This window comes from Glaciimonas sp. OK215, from assembly GCF_057787885.1.
The window spans coordinates 126076-151195 of sequence record NZ_JBYMEG010000004.1 but is presented as its reverse complement, the minus strand read 5'-3'; the positions used below and the strand labels follow the sequence as shown (position 1 = coordinate 151195).

25 protein-coding genes and 1 pseudogene are annotated in these 25120 nt (G+C 58.6%); 15 read left to right on the top strand and 11 right to left on the bottom strand.

Annotated elements, in window-relative coordinates:
* Window positions 1-70: 70 nt before the first annotated feature.
* The 3 genes from AC3CHX_RS31300 to AC3CHX_RS31290 all read right to left on the bottom strand — a co-directional run bounded on the left by AC3CHX_RS31300 (window position 71) and on the right by AC3CHX_RS31290 (window position 1388).
* Complete coding sequence (locus tag AC3CHX_RS31300; protein ID WP_488645395.1) at window positions 71-346, bottom strand: DUF1427 family protein; 276 nt, start codon at window positions 344-346, stop codon at window positions 71-73.
* Between the two features lie 22 nt (window positions 347-368).
* Window positions 369-536 carry a DUF1427 family protein gene (locus tag AC3CHX_RS31295; protein ID WP_488645394.1) on the bottom strand — a complete coding sequence of 56 codons (168 nt, stop codon included), beginning with the start codon at window positions 534-536 and terminating at the stop codon, window positions 369-371.
* 165 nt (window positions 537-701) lie between these two features.
* The gene (locus AC3CHX_RS31290) at window positions 702-1388 is read right to left on the bottom strand and encodes a hydrolase (protein ID WP_488645393.1); all 687 of its coding nucleotides are present in this window, start codon (window positions 1386-1388) and stop codon (window positions 702-704) included.
* Window positions 1389-1811: 423 nt separating this feature from the next.
* Between AC3CHX_RS31290 and AC3CHX_RS31285 the strand changes: the two genes are divergently transcribed.
* Together AC3CHX_RS31285 and AC3CHX_RS31280 are read left to right on the top strand one after the other, a co-directional pair.
* Window positions 1812-3674 (top strand): amidohydrolase, encoded by a 1863-nt coding sequence (locus AC3CHX_RS31285; protein ID WP_488645392.1) that lies wholly within the window; start codon window positions 1812-1814, stop codon window positions 3672-3674.
* A gap of 4 nt (window positions 3675-3678) precedes the next feature.
* Window positions 3679-4098 carry a DoxX family protein gene (locus tag AC3CHX_RS31280; protein WP_488645391.1) on the top strand — a complete coding sequence of 140 codons (420 nt, stop codon included), beginning with the start codon at window positions 3679-3681 and terminating at the stop codon, window positions 4096-4098.
* A gap of 54 nt (window positions 4099-4152) precedes the next feature.
* Here the strand turns inward: AC3CHX_RS31280 and AC3CHX_RS31275 are convergent, their stop codons facing one another.
* Both AC3CHX_RS31275 and AC3CHX_RS31270 read right to left on the bottom strand, forming a co-directional pair.
* Window positions 4153-4560, bottom strand: coding sequence for a hypothetical protein (locus tag AC3CHX_RS31275; RefSeq protein WP_488645390.1), 408 nt, complete (start codon window positions 4558-4560; stop codon window positions 4153-4155).
* An 85-nt stretch (window positions 4561-4645) separates the two neighbouring features.
* Window positions 4646-5266: a response regulator transcription factor gene (locus AC3CHX_RS31270; RefSeq protein ID WP_488645389.1), complete on the bottom strand. Its 621-nt coding sequence runs from the start codon at window positions 5264-5266 to the stop codon at window positions 4646-4648.
* A gap of 401 nt (window positions 5267-5667) precedes the next feature.
* On the opposite strand from AC3CHX_RS31270, the gene AC3CHX_RS31265 reads away from it, so the two are divergent.
* Genes AC3CHX_RS31265 through AC3CHX_RS31255 form a run of 3 tightly spaced genes read left to right on the top strand, consistent with a single transcriptional unit; the run spans window position 5668 to window position 7295 of the window.
* Window positions 5668-6369 carry a YoaK family protein gene (locus AC3CHX_RS31265; protein WP_488645388.1) on the top strand — a complete coding sequence of 234 codons (702 nt, stop codon included), beginning with the start codon at window positions 5668-5670 and terminating at the stop codon, window positions 6367-6369.
* Window positions 6366-6941 carry a TMEM175 family protein gene (locus AC3CHX_RS31260; protein ID WP_488645387.1) on the top strand — a complete coding sequence of 192 codons (576 nt, stop codon included), beginning with the start codon at window positions 6366-6368 and terminating at the stop codon, window positions 6939-6941. Before AC3CHX_RS31265 ends, AC3CHX_RS31260 begins: the two co-directional genes overlap by 4 nt.
* A 48-nt stretch (window positions 6942-6989) precedes the next feature.
* Window positions 6990-7295, top strand: coding sequence for a hypothetical protein (locus AC3CHX_RS31255; RefSeq protein ID WP_488645386.1), 306 nt, complete (start codon window positions 6990-6992; stop codon window positions 7293-7295).
* A 162-nt stretch (window positions 7296-7457) separates the two neighbouring features.
* Here AC3CHX_RS31255 and AC3CHX_RS31250 read toward each other — a convergent pair whose 3' ends face one another.
* Window positions 7458-8225: an SDR family oxidoreductase gene (locus AC3CHX_RS31250; RefSeq protein WP_488645385.1), complete on the bottom strand. Its 768-nt coding sequence runs from the start codon at window positions 8223-8225 to the stop codon at window positions 7458-7460.
* 260 nt (window positions 8226-8485) lie between these two features.
* Window positions 8486-8813, bottom strand: a pseudogene (locus AC3CHX_RS31245) (enolase C-terminal domain-like protein); the annotation flags it as partial.
* Between AC3CHX_RS31245 and AC3CHX_RS31240 the strand changes: the two are divergent.
* Window positions 8712-8927, top strand: a complete 216-nt coding sequence (locus tag AC3CHX_RS31240) for a hypothetical protein (RefSeq protein ID WP_488645425.1) — start codon at window positions 8712-8714, stop codon at window positions 8925-8927. The pseudogene AC3CHX_RS31245 and the gene AC3CHX_RS31240 sit on opposite strands and share 102 nt — an antisense overlap.
* Before the next feature lie 170 nt (window positions 8928-9097).
* Here AC3CHX_RS31240 and kdgD (AC3CHX_RS31235) read toward each other — a convergent pair whose 3' ends face one another.
* Together kdgD (AC3CHX_RS31235) and AC3CHX_RS31230 are read right to left on the bottom strand one after the other, a co-directional pair.
* A complete protein-coding gene (gene kdgD, locus AC3CHX_RS31235) occupies window positions 9098-10009 on the bottom strand; it encodes a 5-dehydro-4-deoxyglucarate dehydratase (protein ID WP_488645384.1) in 912 nt (303 codons plus the stop codon).
* Between the two features lie 186 nt (window positions 10010-10195).
* Window positions 10196-10945 carry a FadR/GntR family transcriptional regulator gene (locus AC3CHX_RS31230; protein WP_488645383.1) on the bottom strand — a complete coding sequence of 250 codons (750 nt, stop codon included), beginning with the start codon at window positions 10943-10945 and terminating at the stop codon, window positions 10196-10198.
* A 216-nt stretch (window positions 10946-11161) separates the two neighbouring features.
* Here AC3CHX_RS31230 and AC3CHX_RS31225 point away from each other — a divergent pair, with 216 nt between their 5' ends.
* From AC3CHX_RS31225 to AC3CHX_RS31205, 5 genes are all read left to right on the top strand, one after another.
* Window positions 11162-12562, top strand: a complete 1401-nt coding sequence (locus tag AC3CHX_RS31225) for an MFS transporter (protein WP_488645382.1) — start codon at window positions 11162-11164, stop codon at window positions 12560-12562.
* A 152-nt stretch (window positions 12563-12714) separates the two neighbouring features.
* Entirely contained in the window at window positions 12715-14070 is a 1356-nt protein-coding gene (gudD, locus tag AC3CHX_RS31220; protein WP_488645381.1) for a glucarate dehydratase, read from the top strand.
* 104 nt (window positions 14071-14174) lie between these two features.
* On the top strand, window positions 14175-14945 hold the full coding sequence (locus AC3CHX_RS31215) for an aldolase/citrate lyase family protein (RefSeq protein ID WP_488645380.1): 771 nt from the start codon (window positions 14175-14177) through the stop codon (window positions 14943-14945).
* 134 nt (window positions 14946-15079) lie between these two features.
* The gene (gene glxR, locus AC3CHX_RS31210; protein ID WP_488645379.1) at window positions 15080-15976 is read left to right on the top strand and encodes a 2-hydroxy-3-oxopropionate reductase; all 897 of its coding nucleotides are present in this window, start codon (window positions 15080-15082) and stop codon (window positions 15974-15976) included.
* 9 nt (window positions 15977-15985) lie between these two features.
* Window positions 15986-17278, top strand: a complete 1293-nt coding sequence (locus AC3CHX_RS31205; RefSeq protein WP_488645378.1) for a glycerate kinase type-2 family protein — start codon at window positions 15986-15988, stop codon at window positions 17276-17278.
* Window positions 17279-17664: 386 nt separating this feature from the next.
* On the opposite strand, the gene AC3CHX_RS31200 is transcribed toward AC3CHX_RS31205, so the two are convergent.
* Window positions 17665-19248, bottom strand: a complete 1584-nt coding sequence (locus AC3CHX_RS31200; RefSeq protein WP_488645377.1) for an aldehyde dehydrogenase (NADP(+)) — start codon at window positions 19246-19248, stop codon at window positions 17665-17667.
* A gap of 166 nt (window positions 19249-19414) precedes the next feature.
* A complete protein-coding gene (gene kdgD / locus AC3CHX_RS31195; RefSeq protein WP_488645413.1) occupies window positions 19415-20329 on the bottom strand; it encodes a 5-dehydro-4-deoxyglucarate dehydratase in 915 nt (304 codons plus the stop codon).
* A gap of 152 nt (window positions 20330-20481) precedes the next feature.
* On the opposite strand from kdgD (AC3CHX_RS31195), the gene AC3CHX_RS31190 reads away from it, so the two are divergent.
* The 4 genes from AC3CHX_RS31190 to AC3CHX_RS31175 all read left to right on the top strand — a co-directional run bounded on the left by AC3CHX_RS31190 (window position 20482) and on the right by AC3CHX_RS31175 (window position 25099).
* Window positions 20482-20640, top strand: coding sequence for a hypothetical protein (locus AC3CHX_RS31190; RefSeq protein WP_488645376.1), 159 nt, complete (start codon window positions 20482-20484; stop codon window positions 20638-20640).
* A 285-nt stretch (window positions 20641-20925) separates the two neighbouring features.
* Entirely contained in the window at window positions 20926-22434 is a 1509-nt protein-coding gene (garD, locus tag AC3CHX_RS31185; RefSeq protein WP_488645412.1) for a galactarate dehydratase, read from the top strand.
* A 172-nt stretch (window positions 22435-22606) separates the two neighbouring features.
* Window positions 22607-23680 carry an ABC transporter ATP-binding protein gene (locus AC3CHX_RS31180; RefSeq protein WP_488645375.1) on the top strand — a complete coding sequence of 358 codons (1074 nt, stop codon included), beginning with the start codon at window positions 22607-22609 and terminating at the stop codon, window positions 23678-23680.
* A gap of 39 nt (window positions 23681-23719) precedes the next feature.
* The gene (locus tag AC3CHX_RS31175; protein ID WP_488645374.1) at window positions 23720-25099 is read left to right on the top strand and encodes an ABC transporter substrate-binding protein; all 1380 of its coding nucleotides are present in this window, start codon (window positions 23720-23722) and stop codon (window positions 25097-25099) included.
* Window positions 25100-25120: the final 21 nt, after the last annotated feature.

Below are 25120 nucleotides of genomic sequence, written 5' to 3'. Positions count from 1 at the left end.
CAGGCGAATTGTTTTATCTGTTTCGGTTCGCCTGACTGTCTCAGCACTTGTTTTTGTCTTGGGGCCGTTCTTATTTCATCTTGTCACCTATGTTGTGCATCGCCAGATCCGCATTTTTTGGCGGAGCGCCGGTGATCTTGGGTACACATTCGGAGCGAAACCAGGCAGCCGTCAGCGGCTCGCCCGACAGCTTCCGTTTCGCGGCAGGCACCAGCTGTTCGCCGATCAGCATGCCGAGCAGACCAAGCAAGGCAATGGCCGGCGGCGCCGGCGAATGGATCTGCAGCAGATAATAGACAAGGCCTGCGAGCACGCCCATCAAGAGAGAAATCAGATATGGTTTCATGTGTTGCTCCTGGAAAGACGCTTCAACCGGCAAACCAATGATGGACCATCGGCAGCAGGCGTTCGCCCAGCACCATGCCGAGCAGGCCGATCAATGCAATGCCCGGCGGCGCCGGCGAGCGGACCTTGAACATCGCATACATGACGCCTATCAGAATTCCGGCGCCAAGCGACAAAAGATAAATAGTCATGGTTTACAACCGCTCCACATAGACTGAGTCGGAAAATGCATCGAATGTCGCTAGCATAACGGTGGCGTTTGATGCGTCATCATTTTGCGCGTCATCCTTTCAGGGAGCGCCCGACCGATGGTCGAAAATCGACAGCGCCATCGGCGGGCAAAGATCCTGCTCTTGTTATCTGGCGGGAACCGGCGCCAGCGTCTTGTGATTGCCTACGTCGCGCGCAGGCGCCTTGTGCACCATCGTGTAGGCGTAGTCCACGCCCATGCCGTAAGCGCCGGAATGTTCGCGAACAATATCCATGACGGCGTTATAGGACTCCTTGCGCGCCCAGTCACGTTGCCATTCCAGCATTACTTGCTGCCAGGTAACCGGCACCACGCCAGCCTGAATCATGCGTTGCATGGCGTAGTCATGCGCTTCCTTGGACGTGCCGCCAGATGCATCCGCCACCATGTAGATTTCGTAGTCGCCTTCCGCCATTGCGCACAGTGCAAAACTGTTGTTGCACACCTCGGTCCACAAGCCGGAGACCACAACTTTTTTCTTGCCGTTGGCGGCGAGTGCATCACGTACTTTCTGGTCGTCCCATGAGTTCATCGAGCTGCGTTCCAGGATGTCGCTGTCCGGGAAGACGTTGAGCAGTTCCGGATAGGTATGGCCGGAAAAGCTTTCCGTTTCGACGGTCGTGATGATGGTCGGAATGCCAAACACCTTCGCGGCTTTCGCCAATGCGACGGTATTGTTCTTGAGGACCTGCCGGTCCATCGACTGGACGCCGAAAGCCATTTGCGGCTGCTGATCGATGAAGATCATCTGGCAGTTTGTCGGGGTCAATACTTCTAGTTTCGGATTCGTCATGTCAAGTCCTTAGTAAGGGTGGGTGGGGCAAAGATTGCATCTGCGTCAACTACGGTTGCCGACAGCAGCGGGATAACACAGGGGTAATACCCGACTGACATCCGGCGTTGGCGTGCTAACAAAAACGGCGCTGGCTTGAAGCTGAAAATCGAAAACCGAAAAATGGCCATCTTGTCAGAAATAGGTCAGCAAGACGTAAGAAATGAGCTGCTGCATTGCGCATCGCATTTGGCGAATCGGCCATCATCGGACGCATCTTAGGTCGTCAGGAGTCGGCTCGCCATTATCTGTTTGTATAGCTAGACGCTTCTTTCGTAATTTTGCACACTCCTTCCATTCCTTTTTCGATCCCGGTAATCGTGTCCGCCGTCATGGCGCAACGTCGATGCCTGGACCATGCCATCGCACCGTCAGGAGCCCGATATGTCCGCAGCTGCCACACCAGACTTGATACTCATCAACGGAAAATTTCACACGGTCGACCGGCAAAATCCGATCGCCAGCGCCGTCGCCGTCAGCAAGGGAAAATTCGTCGAGGTCGGCGATGCCGAATCGGTGATGCGACACAAGAAGGCTGATACCAAGGTTATCGATCTGGGCGGGCGCACAGTCGTGCCGGGGCTCAACGACTCGCACTTGCACCTGATTCGCGGCGGGCTCAATTACAACCTTGAGCTGCGCTGGGAAGGCGTTCCGTCCGTGGTGGATGCACTGCGCATGCTGAAGGTGCAGGCGGACCGCACGCCGCATCCGCAGTGGGTGCGCGTTGTCGGCGGCTGGACCGAGTTCCAGTTTGCCGAGCGCCGCATGCCGACGATAGAGGAGTTGAATCTCGCCGCGCCCGATACGCCGGTTTTTGTCCTGCATTTGTATGATCGCGCGCTGCTCAATCGCGCAGCATTGCAAGCGGTGGGCTATACGAAAGACACGCCGAATCCTCCCGGCGGAGAAATCCAGCGCGACAAGGCCGGCAATCCGACCGGCATGCTGATTGCGCGGCCGAACGCCATGATCTTGTATGCGACTCTTGCCAAAGGGCCAACGCTGCCGCTCGACTATCAAGTCAATTCGACCCGCCAGTTCATGCGCGAGCTGAACCGTCTCGGCCTGACAAGCGCCATCGATGCCGGCGGCGGCTTCCAGAACTATCCGGATGATTATGCCGTGGTCGACCAGTTGGCAAAGGACGGGCAGCTGACCCTGCGCATTGCTTACAACCTCTTTACGCAACGCAAGGGGGCAGAGCTGGAGGATTTCCAGAAGTGGACGGACATGATTTCGCCGGGTGCCGGCGACGATTTCTATCGTCACAACGGTGCGGGCGAAATGCTGGTGTTCTCCGCTGCGGATTTTGAAGATTTCCTGGAGCCGCGACCGGATCTGAATCCGGACATGGAGGACGAACTGGAGCGCGTCGTGCGCCATCTGGTCAGTAATCGCTGGCCGTTCCGTCTGCATGCGACGTATGACGAGTCGATCGAACGCATGCTCAACGTCTTCGAAAAGGTCAACCGCGATATTCCTTTCGATGGTTTGCACTGGATGTTCGACCATGCGGAGACCATCAGCACCAAAAATATCGAACGCGTAAGCGCTCTTGGCGGCGGCATCGCGATTCAGCATCGGATGGCGTTTCAGGGTGAATATTTCACCGAACACTATGGCGCCGATGCAGCCAGCCACACGCCGCCGGTTGCCAGGATGCTGGAGATGGGCGTGCCTGTCGGCGGCGGCACCGACGCCACGCGCGTCGCTAGCTACAACCCATGGACTGCGCTCTACTGGCTGGTGTCAGGCCGTACTGTCGGCGGCATGAAGCTGTACGACACCGCCGGCCGTCTGCCGCGCGAAACCGCGATCGAACTCTGGACCGCCGGCAGCGCCTGGTTCTCCAGCGAACAGGACAAGAAAGGCCGCATCAAGGCCGGCCAGCTTGCCGACATGGCGGTGCTGAGCGCCGATTTCTTTAGCGTCCATGAAGATGAGATCAAGTCGATCGAGTCGGTCATGACCATTGTGGGCGGCAAGGTGGTCTACGCGGACGACGAGTTTTCATCGCATGGCCCTGCGCCGATTCCGGTGTTGCCGGACTGGTCGCCGGTCTCATTGGTGCCGGGTCACTATCGCCCGCTCGCTGCTAAAAAATCACCGGCCTTGCCGCATGCCTGCGCTGGCTCCTGCGGCGTGCATGGACATTCGCACGATACGGCGCGCGGTTCTTCGGTACCGGTATCCAACTATGCCGGATTCTGGGGCGCGCTGGGTTGCAGCTGCTTTGCATTCTGACATCATGGACAAAGATCCATCCCCCCTGCTGTTGCCGCACGTCGATCTCGGCTTGCTGTTCCTGCGCGTCGCCGGCAGCTTCATGTTGTTCTATGTGCATGGCTTGCCCAAGGTCCTGCATTACGCGCACGAACTGACGCAGATTGAAGATCCTTTCGGCTTCGGACCGCATCTCAGCTTGTGGGCGGCGATTTTTGCCGAATTCGTTTGCCCTGTTCTGATTGCGGCAGGGCTATTCACGCGCTTGGCTTGCCTGCCCATCATCGGCGTGTTGCTGATCGCCATGCTGGCGGTCCATCCCGACTGGAGCATCGCGCAGGGGCAGTTCGGCTGGCTCTTGCTGGTGATCTTCATTTCGATCGCCATTTGCGGACCCGGACGATGGCGCATTGCGTCATTCTCCAATCGATCCGAAACGCATTGATTATCGAAACTTTTCTTGTTTTCAGACCTAAACAGAGTGCGTGCTGCGCCGGCCTCAGGCCGGTCGCACCAGTTTGCCAAGCGCCAGACGCAGCCCGCCATGCAACATGGTGGTCTCGGGCGAATCGTGCAAAGCGGCCAGATATTTTTGTCTGAACTCCGGCTGGCTTGCCGCTGCCGGCCCGATCAGTCCCTCCACGGCTTGCTTGAAGGCCGTGACCGATGCGTCGTCAATCGGTTCTTTATCGTCCAGCCGTTCATCCAGCGCCACCATGAATTCAGACAGTATTCGCAGCCATGCGAAGTCCGGATGCATCGTCACCAATTGGAGATGTTCAAACGGATTGCCTACCTCGCCAAAACGTCCGGACTGCAGATCGATCAGCTGCTTGTGTACCTTGCGCAGCTCTTTTGCCAACTGCTGGAGCTGTTGGCGGTTGTGGGTGTCTTCGGGGATGCTCATTGCGATTTCCTGAGAGGTAATTCAATGCGGATTCAACGCGGGTTCGATGCGCTGCATTGGCCGGTCGGCAAAGCCATGTCGTCCATCAGCGACTTCTTGCTCTTGAAATCTGGAGTCGTTCAGCTGCACGCACCAGATCTGCCAGCGTCTTCGCCTCCATTTTATCCATGACCCGGCGTTTGTGAACCTTGGCGGTAATTTCACTGATGCCCAGTTCGGTAGCGATCTGCTTGTTGAGCAAGCCACCGATGGCAAGCTCAAGGACCTCGCGCTCGCGCGGCGTCAGCTTTTCGAGGCGCAGCGTCGATGCCGCGTGCTCGGTTCTTGATGCCAGATTTTTTTCTGCTGCATCCAATGCCTCTTCTACGGCATTGAGCAATTGGTCGCTACGGATCGGTTTGGTGAAGAATTCTCTGGCGCCGGCTTTCATCGCCTGCACCGTGATCGGTATGGTGCCGTAACCTGAAATAAAAATGACCGGAATCGCATCGCCTTTTTCTTCCAGCTTTCTGACTACATCAAAGCCATTCGACACCGGCATCTTCATATCGAGAACGAGGCAGCAAGGAGCCGCAGGCAGAGGTGTGCTGAAAAACAGACTGGCCGAAGAAAAACCCGTCGCGGCATATCCTGCAGAGGATAGAAGACGAACCAGTGCTTCTCTGACCTTGTCATCGTCATCGACGACAAAAACAATTCTCTCCATGGTTTACTCCTGTCATAGTTGTTGCACCACGAGCACGGTTTGTGCATTGATCTTTACGGGGACATTGGCTCGGATCCGGAGGAGGCGCAAGGAGCAAGGCTCGCAAGTGAGCATAATGATGTTCATTCAGTCTCTGCTTTTATTGTACAAATCTGCTTTTTTTTGTACAAAATGCGCTGGTGTTGGTGGCGAATATCCGCTGGCTTCATGGTGCAAGCTTCCTGTCAGGAAATGCCGATCGATACGGCATAGGACGATATACAAAACAGACAACTATCTCTTCGGATAATTATCGATACCGAATACTGATGATATCTTACATGGCCTCGCACGACGCCATCGCGAAAGCGCTAGCGTCATCGCCATAGTCATCGCATCGTCGTTAGACAGGAGAAGACAACATGAACACCCCCCGACGCAATCTGCTGCAGGCAACCAGTCTGGCCTTTCTGGCCGGCTATGTGGATACCCTCGGTTTCATTGCTCTGTTCGGCTTGTTCACCGCGCACGTCACAGGCAACTTCATCCTCATCGGTGCGGCCCTGGCGGATACCTCGCAGATGTCCATCTTGCTCAAATTTCTGGCATTTCCGGCATTCATTGCCGGGGTGGCTGGGGCGCGTCTGTTCATCGTCGCGGTAGAGCGGCGCGGCGGTCCGGCGCTGGCGTTGGCCTTGTCGCTGCAATTGCTGTTGCTTGCCGGCTTCATGGTATTCGGCATGTTGGCGACGCCGGTCGGCGCAACGGTATCCCCGTACGCCATGACCGCCGGCTTGCTGGGCACTGCAGCGATGGGTGTGCACAGCGCCATCAGCCGCTTGCTGCTGGCGCATCTGGCGCCGACTTCCATGATGACCGGCAACGTGACGCAGGTCGTTATCGATACCATCGATGTGCTGCGCGGCGCCACCGACGGTGCCACGGCTGAACGCTGTATGAAATTCTTCTGGCCTATTCTTGCGTTCGGCATCGGCGCGATCATTGCCGCATTCGCGTATCACGCTTACGGATTTGCGGCGCTGCTGACGCCCGTCGTGATCTTGCTGAGTCTGATCTTTCTGGATAGGAACGCAGCCCGGCGTGCGGCCGCTGCTGCGTCATGAACAAGGCACGGCTGGAAGCATTCAGCGACGGCGTGATTGCGATCGCCATCACGATCATGGTGCTGGGTTTGCAGATGCCGCATGGCGCGGGGCTTGCCGACTTATTCAAGCTCGTGCCGCAACTGCTCAGTTACGTGCTCAGTTTCACTTACGTCGGTATCTACTGGGTGAATCATCACCATCTGTTGCAGCCGGTCAGTCGGGTTAACGGCAGGATTCTTTGGGCCAATCTGCATCTGCTTTTCTGGCTGTCTCTGATTCCTTTCGTCACCAACTGGGTCGCGCAGCACCATCGGGATCCGGTGCCGGTAGCGTCCTACGGCGCCGTGCTGTTGATGTGCTCGGTATCGTTTTTGCTGTTGAGGCGCGCGTTGATTGCGAGCGAGGGGAGTGACTCCAGATTGGCGAAGACAGTTGGAAAAGGCTTGAAGAATTCCGCTTCGATTGTGCTATACGCACTGGCGATCCCTTTGTCGAAATGGAGCCCGCTATCCGGCACCGCCATCTATGTCGTGCTGGCGGTGATCTGGTTTATTCCCGATCATCGATTGGAAAACATGCCGCCTCGATAGAAACGCGCGGGCGGTGGAAGCAGGCTGGCGCATTGCGCCGGAAAGTTCGTGCTGATAGTCGCCGATATCGGCAAGAACTCGCAAACATTTCGCGAGAACGTCCCTTGCAGCGAGCATATGTTCTCGCCGCGCAAACTCCTGAGCGACCGCGATAAAAGTCTCATATACATCGATAATAAAGTGGCTTTGCTCGACTCGAAGAACATCGGCGATCTGTTGAGCCCACTGGCAGCTATCGCTGCAATTCTGTTGGTCGCGCCCGAGGCGGAAACCACGTATGCACAACCAGCGCTGACCGACCGCGCCGCCGATGCGCCGTACGGTGTCGGCATCACTCACGATCATTTCGGATGAGCCGATCTGACAGCGAATCTCGGTGGCGAACACAACCAGGTTATTGATGCAGCTGACATCATGCACATAGGAGTCGCCCATTCCGATTGGCTGCGCTCGTCCCGCCGGCGCGGCCAGTACGAAAATAAGGCTTGTTGTGGTGCGCAATGCAACGACCGCTCGCTAGCCGCGCCCGACGAACGGCATCTTCGTAGCCATTACGGTATGGAACAGCACGTTCGCTTCGAGCGGCAAACTGGCCATGTACCGCACCGATTGCCCGACGAACCCGACATCCAGCATCGGCTCCGCCGCGATTTCGCCATTGGCTTGCGGCACGCCCTTCGCCATGCGCGCCGCGAGGTCCGTCTGCGCATTGCCGATATCGATCTGCCCGACCGCGATGTCATACTTCCTTCCATCGAGCGAAGCGGACTTCGTCATTCCGCCGACCGCGTGTTTGGTCGCGGTGTACGCAATCGAATTCGGGCGCGGTACGCTCGCGGAGATCGAGCCGTTGTTGATGATCCGGCCGCCCATCGGCGTCTGCGCGCGCATGACGCGAAAGGCTTGCTGGATGCAATAGAACATGCCGTTCAGGTTCACGTCGACGACCGACTTCCATTGCTCGACGGTCCAGTCCTCGAAAGGACCCGGTGGGTTCGACACGCCCGCATTGTTAAACAGCAAATCGACGCGCCCTAAACGGTCCACCACCGCCCGGAAAAGTTTCTTCACCGACTCCGGGTCCGAGACATCACACGGAAAAGCGAAAGCGCGGCCGTCTGCGGCGGGATCGCTGGCCAGTTGCGCTAGCGGTTCGCTGCGGCGGCCGACCAGCGCCACTGACCAGCCGTCCTCCAGCAACGCCAGCGAAGCTGCACGCCCAATCCCGGAACCGGCGCCGGTGACGATCGCGATGCGGGCGGATTTGTTTTTATTTATAGTCACGGCTACTTCTCCTGGTAAATTGATTTGGCCTTCTGGTTGAAGCGCCTGGAACCGCAGTAGTGAAATATTTTTTGGCGTCTTATCAATCACCCGTTATTTTGCCAAAGTTGCCGCGGCGGTCGAGAGCGCGCGCGGCACCCATACTGAGCTGCTCGCGGCTGTGGTTCGCTGAAACTAATTCAGCCGAGCATTCCGGTCAAAACCGTTTGCCCACGACTACCTGTTCGGCGGTCCAGGCCGCAACCTGTTCGCTCAGGCTGCCGGATCAAGTCCCAGTGTTCCGCCACGCTGGTCAGCATTTCCCCCGTCGCAATTGGGGTGTCGAATTGCGACGCCAGCGCGGCATGCCCCTCCGAGTCATAGGCGTCAAGCGGTTCCTCGATCCAAACCAGATTGAACTGCTCCATGATGCGGCACATGCGCTGGGCTGTCGGCCGATCCCACTGCTGGTTGGCGTCGACCATCAGCGGGAAAGCCCAATCCGGAATGGCCATCGGCCGTTTCGATCTCGGCAAACAGAATGGCGATTTCGGTCATCGGCTTTTGCCTGCCAGTCAACACTTTGGCGTCGCTGATGGGATTTTTCAATGGCAGATAAACCGACGAAAGGCGGACCCACGCAATACTGTCAGCGGAGGTTGCGGACGCGGAGGTGTGATTGATGATGCTCATGTTGCTTCCATTTATACGCAATTTGAATAACATTGCTGCGTTCCTGGCGGTCTTGGTTTACATCGCGCTCACGGCAGCGTCGCAACATGTGTTCAGGGCGTCACCCTTCCTGCATCGCGCGCTCGATCAGGGCAGGGCCGATGTCGATAAGATTCTGTGCAATCTGCCCCAGAAACAAGGCGCGCGCCGGAGATCTGCGATTACTGCGGGCCTTGCGCCACAATCAGGGCATGCAATTGTTCGCGTTCTTCACCGGTCAGATCGACCAGCGGCGCGCGCACCGGACCGGCATCGTGCCCGACCAGCGTCGCGCCAGCCTTGACGATGCTGACCGCGTAGCCGGCCTTTTTGTTGCGGATCGCCAGATACGGCAGGAAGAAGGTGTCGATCAGGTGCTCGGCGGTTGTAAAGTCATCGTTCTTGACGGCTTCGTAGAAGTCGATCGCCGTCTTCGGAATAAAGTTGAAGACGGCCGACGAGTACACCGGGACACCCATCGCCTTATACGGGGCGGCAAATATCTCGGCTGTTGGCAAGCCGCCCAGATAGGCAAAGCGATCACCAAGCCTGCGCCGGATCGTCACCATCAATTCGATATCGCCGATACCATCCTTGAAGCCGATCAGATTGGGACAGCTGTCTGCCAGTTGCAGCAACGACTCCGCGTTCAGGCGGCACACATTGCGGTTATACACCACCACGCCGAACTTGACCGATTTGCAAACCTCTTCGATATGGGCGACCAGACCGTCCTGGCTGGCTTCCGTCAGGTAATGCGGCATCAGCAAAATACCTTGCGCGCCAAGTCGCTCGGCTTCCTGGGCATACGCGATCGCCATCCGGGTCGGGCCGCCGGCACCGGCCAGGATAGGCACCTTGCCGCGGCAGGTTTCCACGGCGACCTTGACTACTTGGCTGTAGTCGGTGGGTGTGAGCGAGAAAAATTCACCGGTGCCGCCAGCCACGAACAAGGCGGTCGCGCCGTACGGCGCCAGCCACTCGAGGCGGCCGGCGTAGGTGCTGGCGCGAAAGTTTCCTTCGACGTCGAAGTCGGTGACAGGAAAGGACAGCAAGCCGGACGAGAGGGTTTGTTTCAGTTCTTGAGCGTTCATGGTCTGATCAGCCGGAAAAGTAGGGTTAAGAAAAAGTGGGCGTCGCACAAGCTTCGGCGCACTAGTTATCAGTCATCGTACAACAAGAATTGGAAGCATGCAAGTGATGCATGATATTTTTGATGGTGGGCGAATGGCGCCCCGCTTGTGCTTGGGCGCCGTTGCAGGGTAGGAGGGGGAGAGTACTTACTGCGGGTTGCCGGACTCGATCAGTTCCTGAGCGCGGCGCAGGCGTTCGCGGCTGTTGCTCAGGTGGGTGCGCATGGCGGCGCGGGCCGATTCCGGGTCCTGGCGCGCAATGGCGTTAATGATATCTTCGTGCTCGCGGGTGACCCGCTCCAGATAAGTGGCCGGCTGGTCATGCGCCAGCTTGGCCGAGTTGAGGCGGGCGCGCGGAATGATGTTGGTGCCGAGATGGCTCAGGATGTCGTGGAAGTAGCGGTTGCCCGACGCTTGCGCGATCAGCAGGTGAAACTGCACATCCGACGCCACCGTATCGCCGCCCTTGGCGGCGCAGGCCTGGAAGGTGTCGAGCGCCACGCGCAATTGCTGTAACTGGGCTTCGCTGCGGCGGCTGGCCGCCAGTCCCGCCGCCTCCGTCTCCAGGCTGATGCGCAACTCCAGAATGGCCAGCACGTCGCGCATGGTGACCACCGTTTTGGGGTCGATGCCCAAGTGTTGCTGCGGCGGCTCCAGCACGAAAGTGCCGATGCCGTGCCGCGTTTCCACCAGGCCGGACGCCTGCATGTGCGAAATTGCTTCGCGCACCACGGTGCGGCTGACGCCCTGCGTCCGCATGATTTCCGATTCGGTCGGCAATTTGTCGCCCGGATTGATGCTGCCGGCACGGATGCTGTCGTTTATATAGGCAACTACCCCTTGCGCCAGGTTGCGATGCTTTTTGGGCGGTGCCGATGGAGAGAATGGTGAGTTCATGGACTTTGATGTGCCTGGAAAATTTGAAGCGAAGAGTGGTTGCTAATTTCGAACACGCTGATTATACTACGACATCGGTTGTCTGATGACTGATGATGATGGTGGTGTATCAGCCAGTTATCGAACCCTCGCAAACAAGAAAACACGGACGGTAGACCTATCGGGCTACCGTCGAAGTGCAGTAAGCGCCATTTGAAACAATTTGAAGGAGACAGTATGAAATCGCAGCAAGATATCAAGGCCGGCGCGAATGGGGACAAGCAAACCCACGTCCGATGGGGCATCCTGGCAATCCTGTTCATTATCACCACCATCAATTACGCAGACCGGGCGACAATTTCGCTCGCCGGCCCGGAAATAAAAAAATTATTGGACTTGTCGCCGGTTCAGATGGGCTTCGTATTTTCTGCGTTCGCCTGGTCGTATGTACTGGCCCAGTTGCCAGGCGGGTGGCTGCTGGACCGTTTCGGCTCAAAGATCACTTACTTTTTTAGCATTTTCCTGTGGTCGCTATTTACCATGATGATGGGCGGGGTCGGATTTTTCACTGGCGCCGCCGCAGTTGCAGTCCTGTTTGGCTTGCGGCTGCTGATTGGCGCGGCGGAAGCGCCTTCCTTTCCGGGTAACAGCCGCATCACCTCGGCCTGGTTTCCTACAGCGGAACGCGGCACCGCCGCCGCGATCTTCAACTCCGCCCAATATTTCGCTACCGTGCTTTTCGCGCCGCTGATGGGCTGGCTAATCCACACCTACGGCTGGCAAAGCGTGTTTTATGTGATGGGCGGCCTAGGCATCGTGATGGCCTTGGTCTGGCACAAAACCATTTACGGGCCGAAAACGCACCCGCGCATTAATGCGGCCGAACTGGCCTATATCGAGGCGGGCGGCGCTCTGGTGGATATAGAAGGCACGACCAATGCGATCACGTCGAAGAAAATCAATACCTGGGCCACCATCAAGCAACTGTTGAGCAACCGCATGCTGCTGGGCGTCTACATTGGCCAATACTGCATCACCACGCTGACCTATTTCTTCCTGACCTGGTTCCCCGTCTATCTGGTGACGGAGCGCCATATGACGATCCTGAAGGCTGGCTTTATCGCCGCACTGCCGGCAATAGCAGGGTTTACCGGCGGCATTCTGGGCGGTATGGTGTCGGACCGCATGATCAAGTCCGGCTACTCGCTGTCCGCGGCGCGCAAGACACCGATTGTGTGCGGCATGCTGCTGTCGATGAGCATGATCGTATGTAATTATGTCTCGGCCGACTGGATCGTGATCGCCATGATGTCGCTGGCCTTTTTCGGCAAAGGCGTTGGCGCACTGGGCTGGGCCGTGGTATCCGACACCTCGCCGAAAGAGGCGGGAGGGCTGAGCGGCGGGCTGTTCAATACCTTCGGCAATATGGCCGGCATTACCACGCCGATCGTCATCGGTTACATTTTGCAAGCAACCGGTTCGTTTGCCGGCGCCCTGGTCTTCATCGGTGCCAACGCGGCAGCCGCGATCCTGTCTTATCTGTTCATCGTCGGCGAGATCAAGCGGGTGGAATTCAAGAAGCCGCTGGGCCAGCCCGGCGCAGCACCCGTACATAAAACGCAAGCCGCCAGCAATTAAAGGAATGGCGATGTCCAACCGCATACGACTCTATTGCGGCAGGTGGCACGCCGGCCTTGGTAACGCAACCGGCCCCTCGACCGCGCTCCTTATTGCGCGCACCGATTCAGCGTGGCGGAACGCACTAATTTTCTGATTCTGAAAGGCTCATTATGTCTGTTATAAATACAAGCCGCGCTACCAATGGTGCGCCGGTAGTAACCGAGATGCGGGTCATCCCGGTGGCTGGCCGTGACAGTATGCTGCTCAACCTGAGCGGAGCGCACGGCCCTTTTTTCACCCGCAATATCGTCATCCTCACCGACAGCGCGGGCCATACCGGCGTGGGCGAAGTGCCGGGCGGCGAACCGATACGCCAGACCCTGGAAGACGCGCGGCAACTGGTGGTCGGCAAGTCGATCGGCAACTACCACAGCGTTCTCAACGCGGTACGCAAGACCTTCGAGGAGCGCGACGCGGGAGGGCGTGGCCAGCAGACATTCGACCTGCGGGTGACGATCCACGCGGTCACCGCACTTGAAGCGGCGCTGCTCGATTTGCTGGGGCAGTTTTTGGAAGTACCGGTCTGCGCCCTCCTGGGAGACGGCCAGCAGCGCGCTGCGGTGGAAATGCTGGGCTACCTGTTTTACGTCGGCGATCGTACCTGCACCGACTTGCAGTATGCGAGCGATCCTGAGGCCGGCGACGACTGGCTGCGCTTGCGGCATGAAAAGGCGATGACCCCGGAAGCGATCGTGCGCCTGGCGGAAGCTGCCTACGCGCGCTACGGCTTCAACGACTTCAAGCTGAAGGGCGGCGTGCTGCGCGGCGAGGAAGAAATCGAAGCTGTCACTGCATTGGCGGAGCGTTTTCCCGATGCGCGCATCACGCTCGATCCGAATGGCGGCTGGTTGCTGAAGGACGCCATCCGTCTATGCCGTGACCAGCACCACGTGCTCGCTTACGCCGAGGATCCTTGCGGTGCGGAGAATGGCTATTCCGGGCGCGAAGTGATGGCTGAATTCCGACGCGCCACAGGCTTGCCTACCGCCACCAATATGATCGCCACCGACTGGCGCGAGATGGGCCATGCGATCCAGCTGCAATCGGTAGACATCCCGCTGGCCGACCCGCATTTCTGGACCATGCAAGGTTCGGTGCGGGTGGCGCAGATGTGCCATGAATGGGGCCTAACCTGGGGCTCGCATTCCAACAATCACTTCGACATCTCGCTGGCGATGTTTACCCACGTCGCCGCCGCCGCCCCCGGAAAAATTACCGCCATCGACACACACTGGATCTGGCAAGACGGCCAGCGCCTGACCACAGCGCCGTTGCAGATCGTCGGCGGCATGATAGACGTGCCAAACAAGCCCGGCCTCGGGGTTGAGCCCGACATGGCCGCCATTGAGGCAGCTCACCAGCTATATCGCAGCATGGGACTGGGCGTGCGCGATGACGCTGTCGCGATGCAATATTTCATCCCCGGCTGGAAGTTCGATAACAAGCGGCCTAGTTTCGTACGCTGACAGACGATTCCGATCTGGCGACAAACCATTTAACGTACGTATCCGAGGCAGCCTGACTTGCAACGTTGTAGCAAATACAAACCGCATATTTAAGAGGCAAATCCATGAATTTACCGATAAATAATTTCAAGCGCGCGATCCAGGCCGGCCGCCTTCAGGTCGGACTCTGGACCTGTCTATCAAGTCATATTACGGTCGAGGTGCTTGCCAACGCCGGTTTTGACTGGCTGCTGCTTGACACTGAGCATTCGCCCAACGAGTTGCCGATGGTCCATTCCCAGTTGCAGGCCGCAGCCAATGGCAAGGCCCACCCGATCGTACGCCCGCCATGGAACGACATGGTGACAATCAAGCGCTACCTTGACATTGGCGTGCAGACCTTGCTCATTCCATTTATCCAGACCGAGGAAGAAGCGCGCAATGCGGTCGCTTATACACGCTACCCGCCCAACGGCGTACGTGGTTATGCCGGGGGCGCGCGGGCGTCGGACTATGGACGCATCAAGGACTACGCCACGCGGTGTGAAGAAGATCTGTGCGTGCTGGTCCAGGTAGAGACCCCGTTCGCCCTGGGGAATATCGAGCAGATTGCGGGCGTGGAGGGAGTCGATGGCGTATTTATCGGACCGGGAGATCTGGCCGCGGCAATGGGCCATGTCGGCAATCTCAAGCATCCGGACGTGCTGGCGGCGATCGAAGACGCGATTAAACGCATCAGGGCGTGCGGTAAGGCGGCAGGAATTCTTACTGCCGACGAGGCGCTGGCGCACCGCTATATCGCGCTCGGCTGCGCGTTTACCGCGGTGGGCAGCGACGTCGGCATTCTCGCACGGGGTGCGGAGAGTCTTGCCGCAAGGTTCACGACCCCGACGTGACAGAAACAAAAAATCAAGAGCGGCGACAACCGACAAACGCGCGTAGAAGATTCTGATCTTCTGGCCGCGGGTAGGCGTTCGTGCTTAAACGTCTGGTCATATCGATTGAATAATTTGAAAGCAGGAGAAAAAGCATGAGCAAAGTCGGTTTTATCGGTCTCGGTATTATGGGCTCGCCCATGGCTGCACATATCCTCAAGGGCGGCCATGAACTGTATGTCCACGATATCAAGCCGCTACCCGCAGAACTCGCGGAGCAAGGCGCGATCAACTGCGCCTCGGGCAAGGACGTGGCGGAGAAAGCGGAGATTATCATCATCATGGTTCCGGATACGCCACATGTTGCGGCGGTCCTGTTTGATGCCGGCGGCGTTGCGCAAGGTCTTGCGCCCGGCAAGATCGTAGTGGACATGAGTTCGATCTCGCCCATCGAGACCAAGCAATTCGCTGCCCGCATCAACGCACAGGGTTGCGATTATCTGGATGCGCCCGTATCCGGCGGCGAAGTTGGAGCAAAGGCTGCGAGTCTGACCATCATGGTGGGCGGACCGGAACGCGCGTTTTCCCAGGTAAAGCCGCTTTTCGAGTTGATGGGCAAGAACATCACGCTGGTCGGTGGGAATGGTGACGGACAGACTACCAAGGTGGCCAACCAGATCATTGTCGCGCTCAACATCGAGGCGGTGGGAGAGGCGCTGCTGTTCGCTTCCAGAATGGGTGCCGACCCGGCTAAGGTAAGGCAGGCGCTGATGGGCGGCTTTGCCGCTTCGCGCATCCTCGAGGTGCATGGCGAACGCATGATCAACCGCACGTTCGACCCGGGCTTCCGCATTGAATTGCACCAGAAGGATTTGAACCTTGCGCTGACCAGTGCCCGGCAAGTGGGCCTGAGCCTGCCCAACACCGCGACTGCCCAGGAGCTCTTCAATACCTGCGCCGCCCACGGCGGCAAAGCGTGGGACCATTCGGCTTTGGTCCGCGCACTGGAGATTATGGCGAACTTCGAAATTGGCGCGGTGGTACCGCAATAGGAGGTGAGCATGACTATTCCTGCTACGCTGCTGCGGCAGATGTTCGACGCCGCTGTCGACGCCGCGCAGCCGGCGCATTGCCTGCCTGCCCATCTGCCTGCCGCCCCGCGCGGGCGAACGCTGGTCATAGGCGCCGGCAAGGCTGCAGCGGAGATGGCCAGGGCCGTCGAAGATCACTGGCCGGGGGAACTCAGCGGGCTCGTGGTCACGCGCTACGGTTACAAAGTACCGTGCGAGCGCATCGAGATAATTGAGGCGTCCCATCCGGTGCCGGATGACGCGGGCCTTGTCGCCGCCCGGCGCATCCGGGACCTGGTTCAGGGTCTCAGCGCCGATGATCTGGTGCTGTGTCTGATATCCGGCGGCGGCTCGTCACTGCTGGTCCTGCCCCATGAAGACCTGCAGCTTGCGGATAAACAGGACATCAACAAAGCGCTGTTGAAGAGTGGCGCCACCATCAGCGAGATGAACTGTGTGCGCCGCCATCTGTCGGCAATCAAGGGCGGACGGCTGGCGGCAGCCTGCCATCCCGCCAAGGTCGTGACGCTGCTGATTTCGGATGTGCCAGGCGACGACCCCATTGACATCGCCTCAGGTCCGACCGTGCCGGACCCCACCACGTGCGCCGACGCACTCGCCATCCTGCGCCGTTACGACATAGATGTGCCGCCGAAGGTGCGAGCGCTTCTCGAAAGCGGACGAGGCGAAACGGTGAAGCCGGGCGATCCGCGGCTCGCCGATATAGACACGCGCATGATCGCCGCTCCGCAGATGGCCCTGGAAGCGGCCGCTGCGGTGGCGCAAAAGGCCGGCGTTGCCGCCCACATTCTCGGTGACAGTATAGAAGGCGAGGCACGCGAGGTGGGAATTGTGATGGCTGGCATTGCGCGCCAGGTGGCGCGCTACCGCCAGCCTTTTGCAGCGCCGTGCGTTCTGCTTTCCGGCGGCGAAACCACCGTCACCGTGCGCGGCCAGGGCCGTGGGGGACGCAATGTTGAATTCCTGCTCTCCCTTGGCATCGCGCTCAATGGACTGCCGGGAGTCTATGCCATCGCAGCGGATACAGACGGGGTGGATGGGCAGGAGGAAATCGCCGGCGCTCTGCTTTTCCCCGACACGATGACGCGCGCAGGGCAGCAAGGGATACGTCCACGAGAGAGCCTGGACAACAACGACGGGCACGGATTTTTTGAGGCGCTAGGCGATTCGGTGGTCACTGGACCAACGCTCACGAATGTAAATGATTTCCGGGCAATTTTGATTACTCCCGACAAAGTCGAAAAGAGCGCAGATACACCGTAACGCCAGAACGAAAAGTGACGTATTGACCTTTCTTCTGCAAGCAGGAGAGGTTTCTCAGCCATAGGTGAACCCACAGTAAATCCGAATGCATCTACATTAGAAGCGGTGACTGATACCTAGAGAAGCAACTGCCTGGTTGTTGTTTTGAGTTGCCGTACAGGTGCGCAGGACCTGCCTGGTAGCTGCTGCCGAGGTTGAATATCTTGACCGCGATATCCCCGGCTTTACCATTGCCGGCGACCAGCCTCGCTGAAAATGTCGGTCGCGGCAGCACCCAGTTTCGATTGGTAGCAGGCCGCGAACAGCCCCAACGGGCCGTTCGCTTCCGGAGTAAAGCCCTGGCGGCAAGACCTTACATCCGCCACAACTTGCACCGGCTCGCGTCGTCAGGCCTGGACCAGTTCACCATCGCGCACGCGCCACAGGCCGAGCGGATTTGCATCCTGCAGCGACACCGGCAGCAGATACGCAGGCAGATCCTGATAACTGACCGGACGCAGGAAACGGTCGATGGCGCTGGCACCGACCGATGTGCTGCGACTGTCGGAGGTGGCGGGGAAGGGGCCGCCATGCACCATCGCATGCGAGACTTCGACCCCGGTCGGAAAACTGTTGATCAGAATCCGGCCGACCTTGCGTTCCAGCGTCGGCAACAATTCAAGCGCCGGGGCACGGTCGTTTTCGGTCAGGAACATGGTCGCGGTCAATTGGCCGGCCAGGTGCTCGGCAACTTCTCGGAACTGGTCAATGCTGCGGCAGGTCACGATCAGTGAGCAAGCGCCGAATACTTCATCTTCCAGTGCCGGGGTCGACAGGAAAGTATTTGCATCGGTGATGAACAGCGCGGCCTGCCCGGCGCACGGTGCTGCCGCGACTTGGCCGCGCGCAAGCAGGCTTACGCCGCTTGTGCCGGCTAGACGCTCGACACCTTTGTCATACGCAGCGTGGATGCCGGGAGTGAGCATGGTGGATGCAGCTTTGGCGCTCAATGCTGCGCTGGCGGCATCGCTGAAAGCAGTGACGTGCTCGCCTTCGAGCGCGATGACCAGACCCGGATTGGTGCAGAACTGTCCGGCACCCAAGGTCAGCGAATCGACGAATGCGGCACCGATCTGCGGCGCCCTGGTGGCCAGCGCATCCGGCAACAGGAACATCGGATTGATGCTGCTCATTTCCGCATACACCGGGATCGGCTCGTGGCGCTGCGCCGCCGCCCGCATCAACGCCACGCCGCCCTGGCGCGAGCCGGTAAAGCCAACCGCCTTGATGGCCGGGTGGCTGACCAGCGCCTGGCCGACTGAGCTGCCGTCACCGAACAGCAAGGAAAACACGCCTTCATGCAGGCCGCAGGATGCGACCGCGGCCTGGATGGCTCTACCAACCAGCTCGGAGGTGCCAGGATGGGCGCTATGCGCCTTGACCACGACCGGGCAACCCGCCGCCAGCGCCGACGCGGTATCGCCGCCCGCGACCGAGAATGCCAATGGAAAATTGCTGGCGCCGAACACCGCGACCGGGCCGAGGCCGATCTTGCGCAGACGCAGATCGGGGCGCGGCGGCGCACGCTCGGGAAGCGGCGCATCCAGTGTCGCACCGAGCCAGCGGCCGTCGCGCACCACCTTGGCAAACAGCCTCAGCTGACCGACGGTGCGGCCGCGCTCGCCTTCGAGGCGGGCTTGCGGCAAGCCTGATTCCTGCATGGCGCGTTGAATCAGTGCGGGACCAAGATCCACGATGTTGGCGGCAATCTGCTCAAGAAATTGCGCACGCTGTTCCAGCGTGGTTGCGCGATAGCTGTCAAACGCCTGCTGCGCTAGCGTGCAGGCGCGGTCTACGTCAGCGCCAGTGCCGGCACCGAAGGCCGGCTCTATTTCTGCGCCGGTGGACGGATCAATCGCGCGCAGCGGGCGTTCGGTACCGTGTACGGCAGCTTTGCCGATCAGCATGGCGCCGGTGATGTGAATACTCATTATGTTCTCCAGAAGTCGGGGCAATTTGCAGCAGCGCGAAGATATTGCGGTACTTGTGCGCGCTGCAGGCATGTTCAAAAGTGATGGATGGCACGCGCCCAATGCGGATGCCAGCTGCTTGGGCTTCGATCCAGATTGCTGATCGAACCGGCTTGTATGATCGCGATTACTGCGGCCCTTGCGCCACGATCAGCGCCTTCAATTGCTCGCGTTCCGCGCCTGTCAAATCGATTAGCGGCGCGCGGACCGGACCGGCATCGTAGCCAACCAAGGTCGCGCCTGCCTTCACGATGCTGACGGCATAGCCGGCTTTTTTGTTGCGAATCGCCAAATAGGGCAGGAAAAAACTGTCGAGCAGATGATTGATCGTCGCTTCATCATGGGACCGTACCGCTTCATAAAACCTGATGGCAGTCTTCGGAATGAAGTTGAACACGGCCGATGAATAGACCGGCACGCCAATGGCTTTGTAGGCCGACGCAAACAATTCAGCAGTTGGCAAGCCGCCCAGATAGGTAAAGCGATCGCCGAGCCGGCGCCGGATCGTCACCATCGATTCGATATCGCCGATACCATCCTTGAATCCGATCAGGTTAGGGCAGCGATCGGCCAGTTGTTCCAGCGAGTCCGCGTTGAGGCGGCAAACGCCTCTGTTATAGACCACGACCCCGAACTGCACCGATTTGCAGATTGCTTCGACATGCGCCACCAGGCCATCCTGACTGGCTTCAGTCAGATAATGCGGCATCAGCAAAATACCTTGCGCGCCAAGGCGTTGCGCTTCTTGCGCATAGGCGATGGCGGTGCGGGTAGGGCCGCCGGCGCCTGCCAGGATAGGGACCTTGCCGCGGCAGGTTTCTACCGCCACGCGGACGACGTTGGCGTAGTCGGCCGGCGTCAGCGAAAAGAATTCACCGGTGCCGCCGGCCACGAACAATGCAGTTGCCCCGTAAGGTGCAAGCCATTCAAGGCGTTTTACGTAAGTCTCCGGGCGGAAATTCTGTTCGGCATCGAAATCGGTTACCGGGAATGAGAGAAGGCCGGACGAAAGGGTTTGTTTCAGTTGCTGAGGGTTCATGATCTGGCCACATGGCTTACGAAAGGTTGGGAGGGTTATGCGACTAAATCTAAGTGGCATAATTTGTTACCAGTCATCGTACAACATGAGTCATCAATTTACAAGTGAGTTTGTTTGTCTTTTTTGAAGTGGCTTCAGGCTTGGGCGCGCCACGCATGTTGATCACCATATCCGGATCAATTGTCAACGAAATGTCGGCCGCCATCCTTGGCGCCAGATTGCGCTGCTTTTTAGGCGATGCGGTGACGGTGAAATTGGTCGGCCAGTCCAACGCATTGGGGAGTCGTCGGCGTGTGATTTTCGGACATAAATAATTTGAATGGCAGATCGGTTGCGAAAGTCGAATAACTTGATTATACTCAGCGCATATGTTGTCAGACGACTGATAACAAATGCAGTAATAGCATTGTTATTTAACTATTTATAGTTGAAATCAACAAAACGGCGCAAATTGCAACTCTGCGGTAATGGCGGCGCCCAATGGGGTTATATCAAGCAGATTAAGAGAAATGGGTAGCGCGATGAGCACAGTAAAAAACGACACAGTGGCAACTTCGACAATTACGCAGCTTACGCGTACAGCGCCGCTGTATATCCGCATGCATGCTAACGATAATGTGGCGATCGTCGTCAACGATGGCGGCCTGCCGGCCGGCACGGAATTCCCGGGTGAATTCGTCTTGCGTGACCGCGTGCCGCAGGGGCACAAAATTTCATTGTGCGATCTGGCCGAGGGCGATCCGATCATTCGTTACGACGTCGTGATCGGCTACGCAGTACGCGCTATTGCGCAAGGCAGCTGGATCGAGGAGTCGCTGGTACGCATACCACCGGCGCGCGAGCTGGTGAACCTGCCGATTGCCACCCGCGCTCCGGCGCCAGCCGAGCCGCTGGAAGGTTATACCTTCGAAGGCTATCGGAATGCAGACGGGACGGTAGGCACGCGCAATATCCTGGCAATCACGACCACGGTGCAGTGTGTCGCCGGCGTAGTCGAGCATGCGGTCAAGCGCATCAAGGCGGAATTGCTGCCGAGCTATCCGAATGTCGATGATGTGATTGGCCTCGAGCATACCTATGGCTGTGGCGTCGCGATCGATGCGCCGGATGCCATCATTCCCATTCGGACGTTGCGTAACATCAGTCTGAATCCCAACTTCGGCGGTCAGGCGATGATCGTCAGTCTTGGTTGCGAAAAGCTGCAACCGGCGCGGCTGATGCCAGAAGGATCGATCCCGATTCAGAGCGGTCCTTACATCGTCGTCTTGCAGGATGAGGCGCATGTTGGATTTGAATCCATGATCGACTCGATCATGGCCATGGCAAAACTGCGGCTGGCTGCGCTGAACCAGCGCCGGCGTGAAACCTGTCCCGCATCCGACCTGATCGTCGGCGTGCAGTGCGGCGGCAGCGATGCATTCTCCGGCGTGACGGCCAATCCGGCGGTCGGCTTTGCCACCGATCTGCTGGTGCGTGCCGGGGCCACCGTCATGTTTTCCGAGACGACCGAGGTGCGCGACGGGATCGATCAGCTGACCTCACGTGCAATCAATGCCGATGTCGCCAACGACATGATTCGGGAAATGGCCTGGTATGACAATTACCTGAAAAAAGGCGGCGTTGACCGCAGCGCCAACACCACGCCCGGCAACAAGAAGGGCGGTCTGGCCAACATCGTCGAAAAGGCCATGGGCTCGATCGTCAAGTCCGGCACCGGCGCAATCTCCGGCGTGCTGGCGCCGGGAGAAAAGCTCAAGCAAAAGGGCCTGATCTACGCGGCGACGCCTGCCAGCGATTTCATCTGCGGCACACTGCAACTGGCCGCGGGCATGAACCTGCATGTATTCACCACCGGACGCGGCACGCCGTATGGACTGGCTGCGGTGCCGGTCCTGAAGGTGGCGACCCGCTCCGATCTGGCGCGCCGCTGGCACGACCTGATGGATATCAACGCCGGACGTATCGCGACCGGCGAAGCGAGCATCGAGGATGTCGGTTGGGAACTGTTCCGGATGTTGCTGGATGTCGCCAGCGGTAAAAAGACCTGGGCCGAGCATTGGAAATTGCACAATGCATTGACCCTGTTCAATCCGGCGCCTGTTACCTGATGCAGCGCTAACGCCCATATCGCCGTCCGATTCGCCCCACCCAACGCGCCGTAATTTTCGTCGCGGGTGGCAGCGAACGGCCTGATCAAACACAGCAGCAGATTTCGCAGTACCGCTTTACAAGGAAATTCACTTAAAACAAGAACGTCGAAGTGCATAGGAGACAGTACAGATGGCAACAGTCACGACCAAGAACGTCATAAAACGGTATGAGAATGTCGAAATCCTGCACGGTGTAAGCATCGATATCGCCGATGGCGAATTTACGGTGCTGGTGGGGCCAAGCGGCTGCGGGAAGTCCACGCTGTTGCGGATGATTGCCGGCCTCGAGGAAATCAGCGCCGGCGACATTTCAATCGGCAGCAGACGCGTGAATGACCTCGCGCCCAAAGAGCGCGACATTGCGATGGTGTTCCAGAGCTATGCGCTGTATCCGCACATGACGGTGTATGACAACATGGCCTTCAGCCTGAAGCTGGCCAAGACTTCCAAGGGCGTGATCGACGCCCAGGTGACAAAGGCTGCCAACATCCTCAGCCTGAGCAAACTGCTGGACCGCTATCCGCGCCAGTTATCCGGCGGCCAGCGCCAGCGTGTCGCAATGGGGCGTGCCATCGTGCGCAATCCCCAGGTATTTCTGTTCGATGAGCCGCTCTCCAATCTCGATGCCAAGCTGCGGGTACAGATGCGCGCCGAGATCAAGGAGCTGCACCAGCGCCTGCGCACCACCTCTGTGTACGTCACGCATGACCAGATCGAAGCAATGACGCTGGCCGACAAGATCGTGGTGATGCGCGATGGCCGGGTGGAGCAGGTCGGCAAGCCGCTCGATCTGTACGATCATCCTGCAAATCTGTTCGTCGCCGGCTTTATCGGCTCGCCTTCCATGAACTTCATGGAAGGGACTTTCCGCAGAACTGGCGACCTCGCCGGCCTCGATCTCGGCATGGGCAATTTCATTCCTTTGCCTAACAGCACCGCAGCGGCCGAAGGCGAAAAGCTGACGCTCGGTGTACGTCCCGAACACTTCACGCTGGCTGAGCAAGGGCAGGGCGTGGCAAGTCAGGTAGTGGTGGTCGAAACGACCGGCGCCGAGATCCAGATCAACAGCAAGATCGGCGACAGCGACGTGGTGTCTGTGTTTCGTGAACGGCACGCTTTTGCGCCCGGCGACTTCATTCGCCTGCAGCCCGACTTGGCCAAGGTGCACCTGTTCCGTACGCAGGGCGGACTGGCGCTGGCCTGAGTATTTTCAATCAAATAAATAATAATTTAAGGAAGAGACATGAAAAAACTAGCTTACGTAGTCACCAGCGCATTGCTCGGTTCGGCGATCCTGACCAGCGCCGCCGCTACGCAGGAGACGATTTCGGTATGGGCCAACAAGGGCAAGTACAAGGCGGAAGATGTCGCGCTGCAGGCGGTGGTCGACCGGTTCGAGAAGAAGACCGGCATCAAGGTCGAGTTGAGCCTGTTTTCTTCCGAAGACGTGGTCACCAAATCGATTAGCGCAGTGTCTGCCGGCACCCCGCCGGACGTCGGCTTCGGCTCGACCTACAACGCCAAGACCACAGGAAAGTGGGCATACGAAGGCAAGCTGGAAGACGTTTCCGACGTGCTGCTGCCGATTAAACCCCGGTTCCTGCCGGGCGTGGTCGAAACCACTTACCTATACAACGCCAAGGCGAAAAAGAAGTCCTATTACGCGGCGCCGCTGGAACAGCAGACGATGGAAGTGAGCTACTGGCGCGACATGCTGGCCGAGGCCGGTTACAAGGATGCCGATATTCCGCAGGACTGGAAAGGCTACTGGAGTTTCTGGTGCGACAAGGTGCAGCCGGCCTTGCGTAAAAAGGGGTTGCGCGTGTATGGCATCGGCCAGCCGTCCAGCGTGCAGGCCGCCGACACCTACCAGAGCTTCCTGACCTTCGCCGCGGCGTACAACGTGAAAATGGTGGACGAGAACGGCAAGCTGCTGCTCGACGATCCGAAGAACCGCAAGGGCCTCGAAATGGCACTGGCCGACTATACCAAGGTCTACCAGCAGGGCTGCACGCCGCCGAGCTCGATTAACTGGACCAATGTCGACAACAACGTCAACCTGCACAACCGCACCACCGTGATGACGCACAATTTCGCGTTGTCGATTCCGGGCTCGTATCTCGATACGATGAACAATCCGGCCACGACGCCGGAACAAAAGGAAGTGGCGCGAAAAAAATATTATGAAACCCTGGTCACCGCGCGCTTCCCGAACAAGCCCGATGGTACGCCGTTGCAGAATATGAGCCTGATCACCACCGCCGTCGTCTTTTCCGATGGAAAGAACAAACCGGGGGCGAAAAAATTCCTGTCCTTCCTGCTGCAGGAAGAGAATCTCACGCCTTTCGTCGAAGGATCGCTAGGCAGTTGGTTCCCGGTCACCAAGGCCGGTGCGGAACGGCCTTTCTGGACCGATCCGAAAGACCCGCATCGGGTGGTCGTGTACAAGGTGTTCAAGGATGGCACGGCGCCGTTCCAGTTTGTGTACAACTGGAAATTTGCGATCGTGAATGCAGAGAACGTGTGGGGCCAGGCGATCGCCCGCGTGACCAAGGATAAGCTCTCACCGGCCCAGGCTACCGATGAAATGATCGCTCGCATCAAAGTGATCGTCGGCTCCTGACCGACCTCCTCCAACGCATAA

Bases quoted from the DNA above. Each gene is read 5' to 3' on its own strand.
- AC3CHX_RS31300 (WP_488645395.1), bottom strand. From the start codon at position 346: ATGAAACCATATCTGATTTCTCTCTTGATGGGCGTGCTCGCAGGCCTT.
- AC3CHX_RS31295 (WP_488645394.1), bottom strand. From the start codon at position 536: ATGACTATTTATCTTTTGTCGCTTGGCGCCGGAATTCTGATAGGCGTC.
- AC3CHX_RS31290 (WP_488645393.1), bottom strand. From the start codon at position 1,388: ATGACGAATCCGAAACTAGAAGTATTGACCCCGACAAACTGCCAGATG.
- AC3CHX_RS31285 (WP_488645392.1), top strand. From the start codon at position 1,812: ATGTCCGCAGCTGCCACACCAGACTTGATACTCATCAACGGAAAATTT.
- AC3CHX_RS31280 (WP_488645391.1), top strand. From the start codon at position 3,679: ATGGACAAAGATCCATCCCCCCTGCTGTTGCCGCACGTCGATCTCGGC.
- AC3CHX_RS31275 (WP_488645390.1), bottom strand. From the start codon at position 4,560: ATGAGCATCCCCGAAGACACCCACAACCGCCAACAGCTCCAGCAGTTG.
- AC3CHX_RS31270 (WP_488645389.1), bottom strand. From the start codon at position 5,266: ATGGAGAGAATTGTTTTTGTCGTCGATGACGATGACAAGGTCAGAGAA.
- AC3CHX_RS31265 (WP_488645388.1), top strand. From the start codon at position 5,668: ATGAACACCCCCCGACGCAATCTGCTGCAGGCAACCAGTCTGGCCTTT.
- AC3CHX_RS31260 (WP_488645387.1), top strand. From the start codon at position 6,366: ATGAACAAGGCACGGCTGGAAGCATTCAGCGACGGCGTGATTGCGATC.
- AC3CHX_RS31240 (WP_488645425.1), top strand. From the start codon at position 8,712: ATGGCCATCGGCCGTTTCGATCTCGGCAAACAGAATGGCGATTTCGGT.
- kdgD (WP_488645384.1), bottom strand. From the start codon at position 10,009: ATGAACGCTCAAGAACTGAAACAAACCCTCTCGTCCGGCTTGCTGTCC.
- AC3CHX_RS31230 (WP_488645383.1), bottom strand. From the start codon at position 10,945: ATGAACTCACCATTCTCTCCATCGGCACCGCCCAAAAAGCATCGCAAC.
- AC3CHX_RS31225 (WP_488645382.1), top strand. From the start codon at position 11,162: ATGAAATCGCAGCAAGATATCAAGGCCGGCGCGAATGGGGACAAGCAA.
- gudD (WP_488645381.1), top strand. From the start codon at position 12,715: ATGTCTGTTATAAATACAAGCCGCGCTACCAATGGTGCGCCGGTAGTA.
- AC3CHX_RS31215 (WP_488645380.1), top strand. From the start codon at position 14,175: ATGAATTTACCGATAAATAATTTCAAGCGCGCGATCCAGGCCGGCCGC.
- glxR (WP_488645379.1), top strand. From the start codon at position 15,080: ATGAGCAAAGTCGGTTTTATCGGTCTCGGTATTATGGGCTCGCCCATG.
- AC3CHX_RS31205 (WP_488645378.1), top strand. From the start codon at position 15,986: ATGACTATTCCTGCTACGCTGCTGCGGCAGATGTTCGACGCCGCTGTC.
- AC3CHX_RS31200 (WP_488645377.1), bottom strand. From the start codon at position 19,248: ATGAGTATTCACATCACCGGCGCCATGCTGATCGGCAAAGCTGCCGTA.
- AC3CHX_RS31190 (WP_488645376.1), top strand. From the start codon at position 20,482: ATGTTGATCACCATATCCGGATCAATTGTCAACGAAATGTCGGCCGCC.
- garD (WP_488645412.1), top strand. From the start codon at position 20,926: ATGCATGCTAACGATAATGTGGCGATCGTCGTCAACGATGGCGGCCTG.
- AC3CHX_RS31180 (WP_488645375.1), top strand. From the start codon at position 22,607: ATGGCAACAGTCACGACCAAGAACGTCATAAAACGGTATGAGAATGTC.
- AC3CHX_RS31175 (WP_488645374.1), top strand. From the start codon at position 23,720: ATGAAAAAACTAGCTTACGTAGTCACCAGCGCATTGCTCGGTTCGGCG.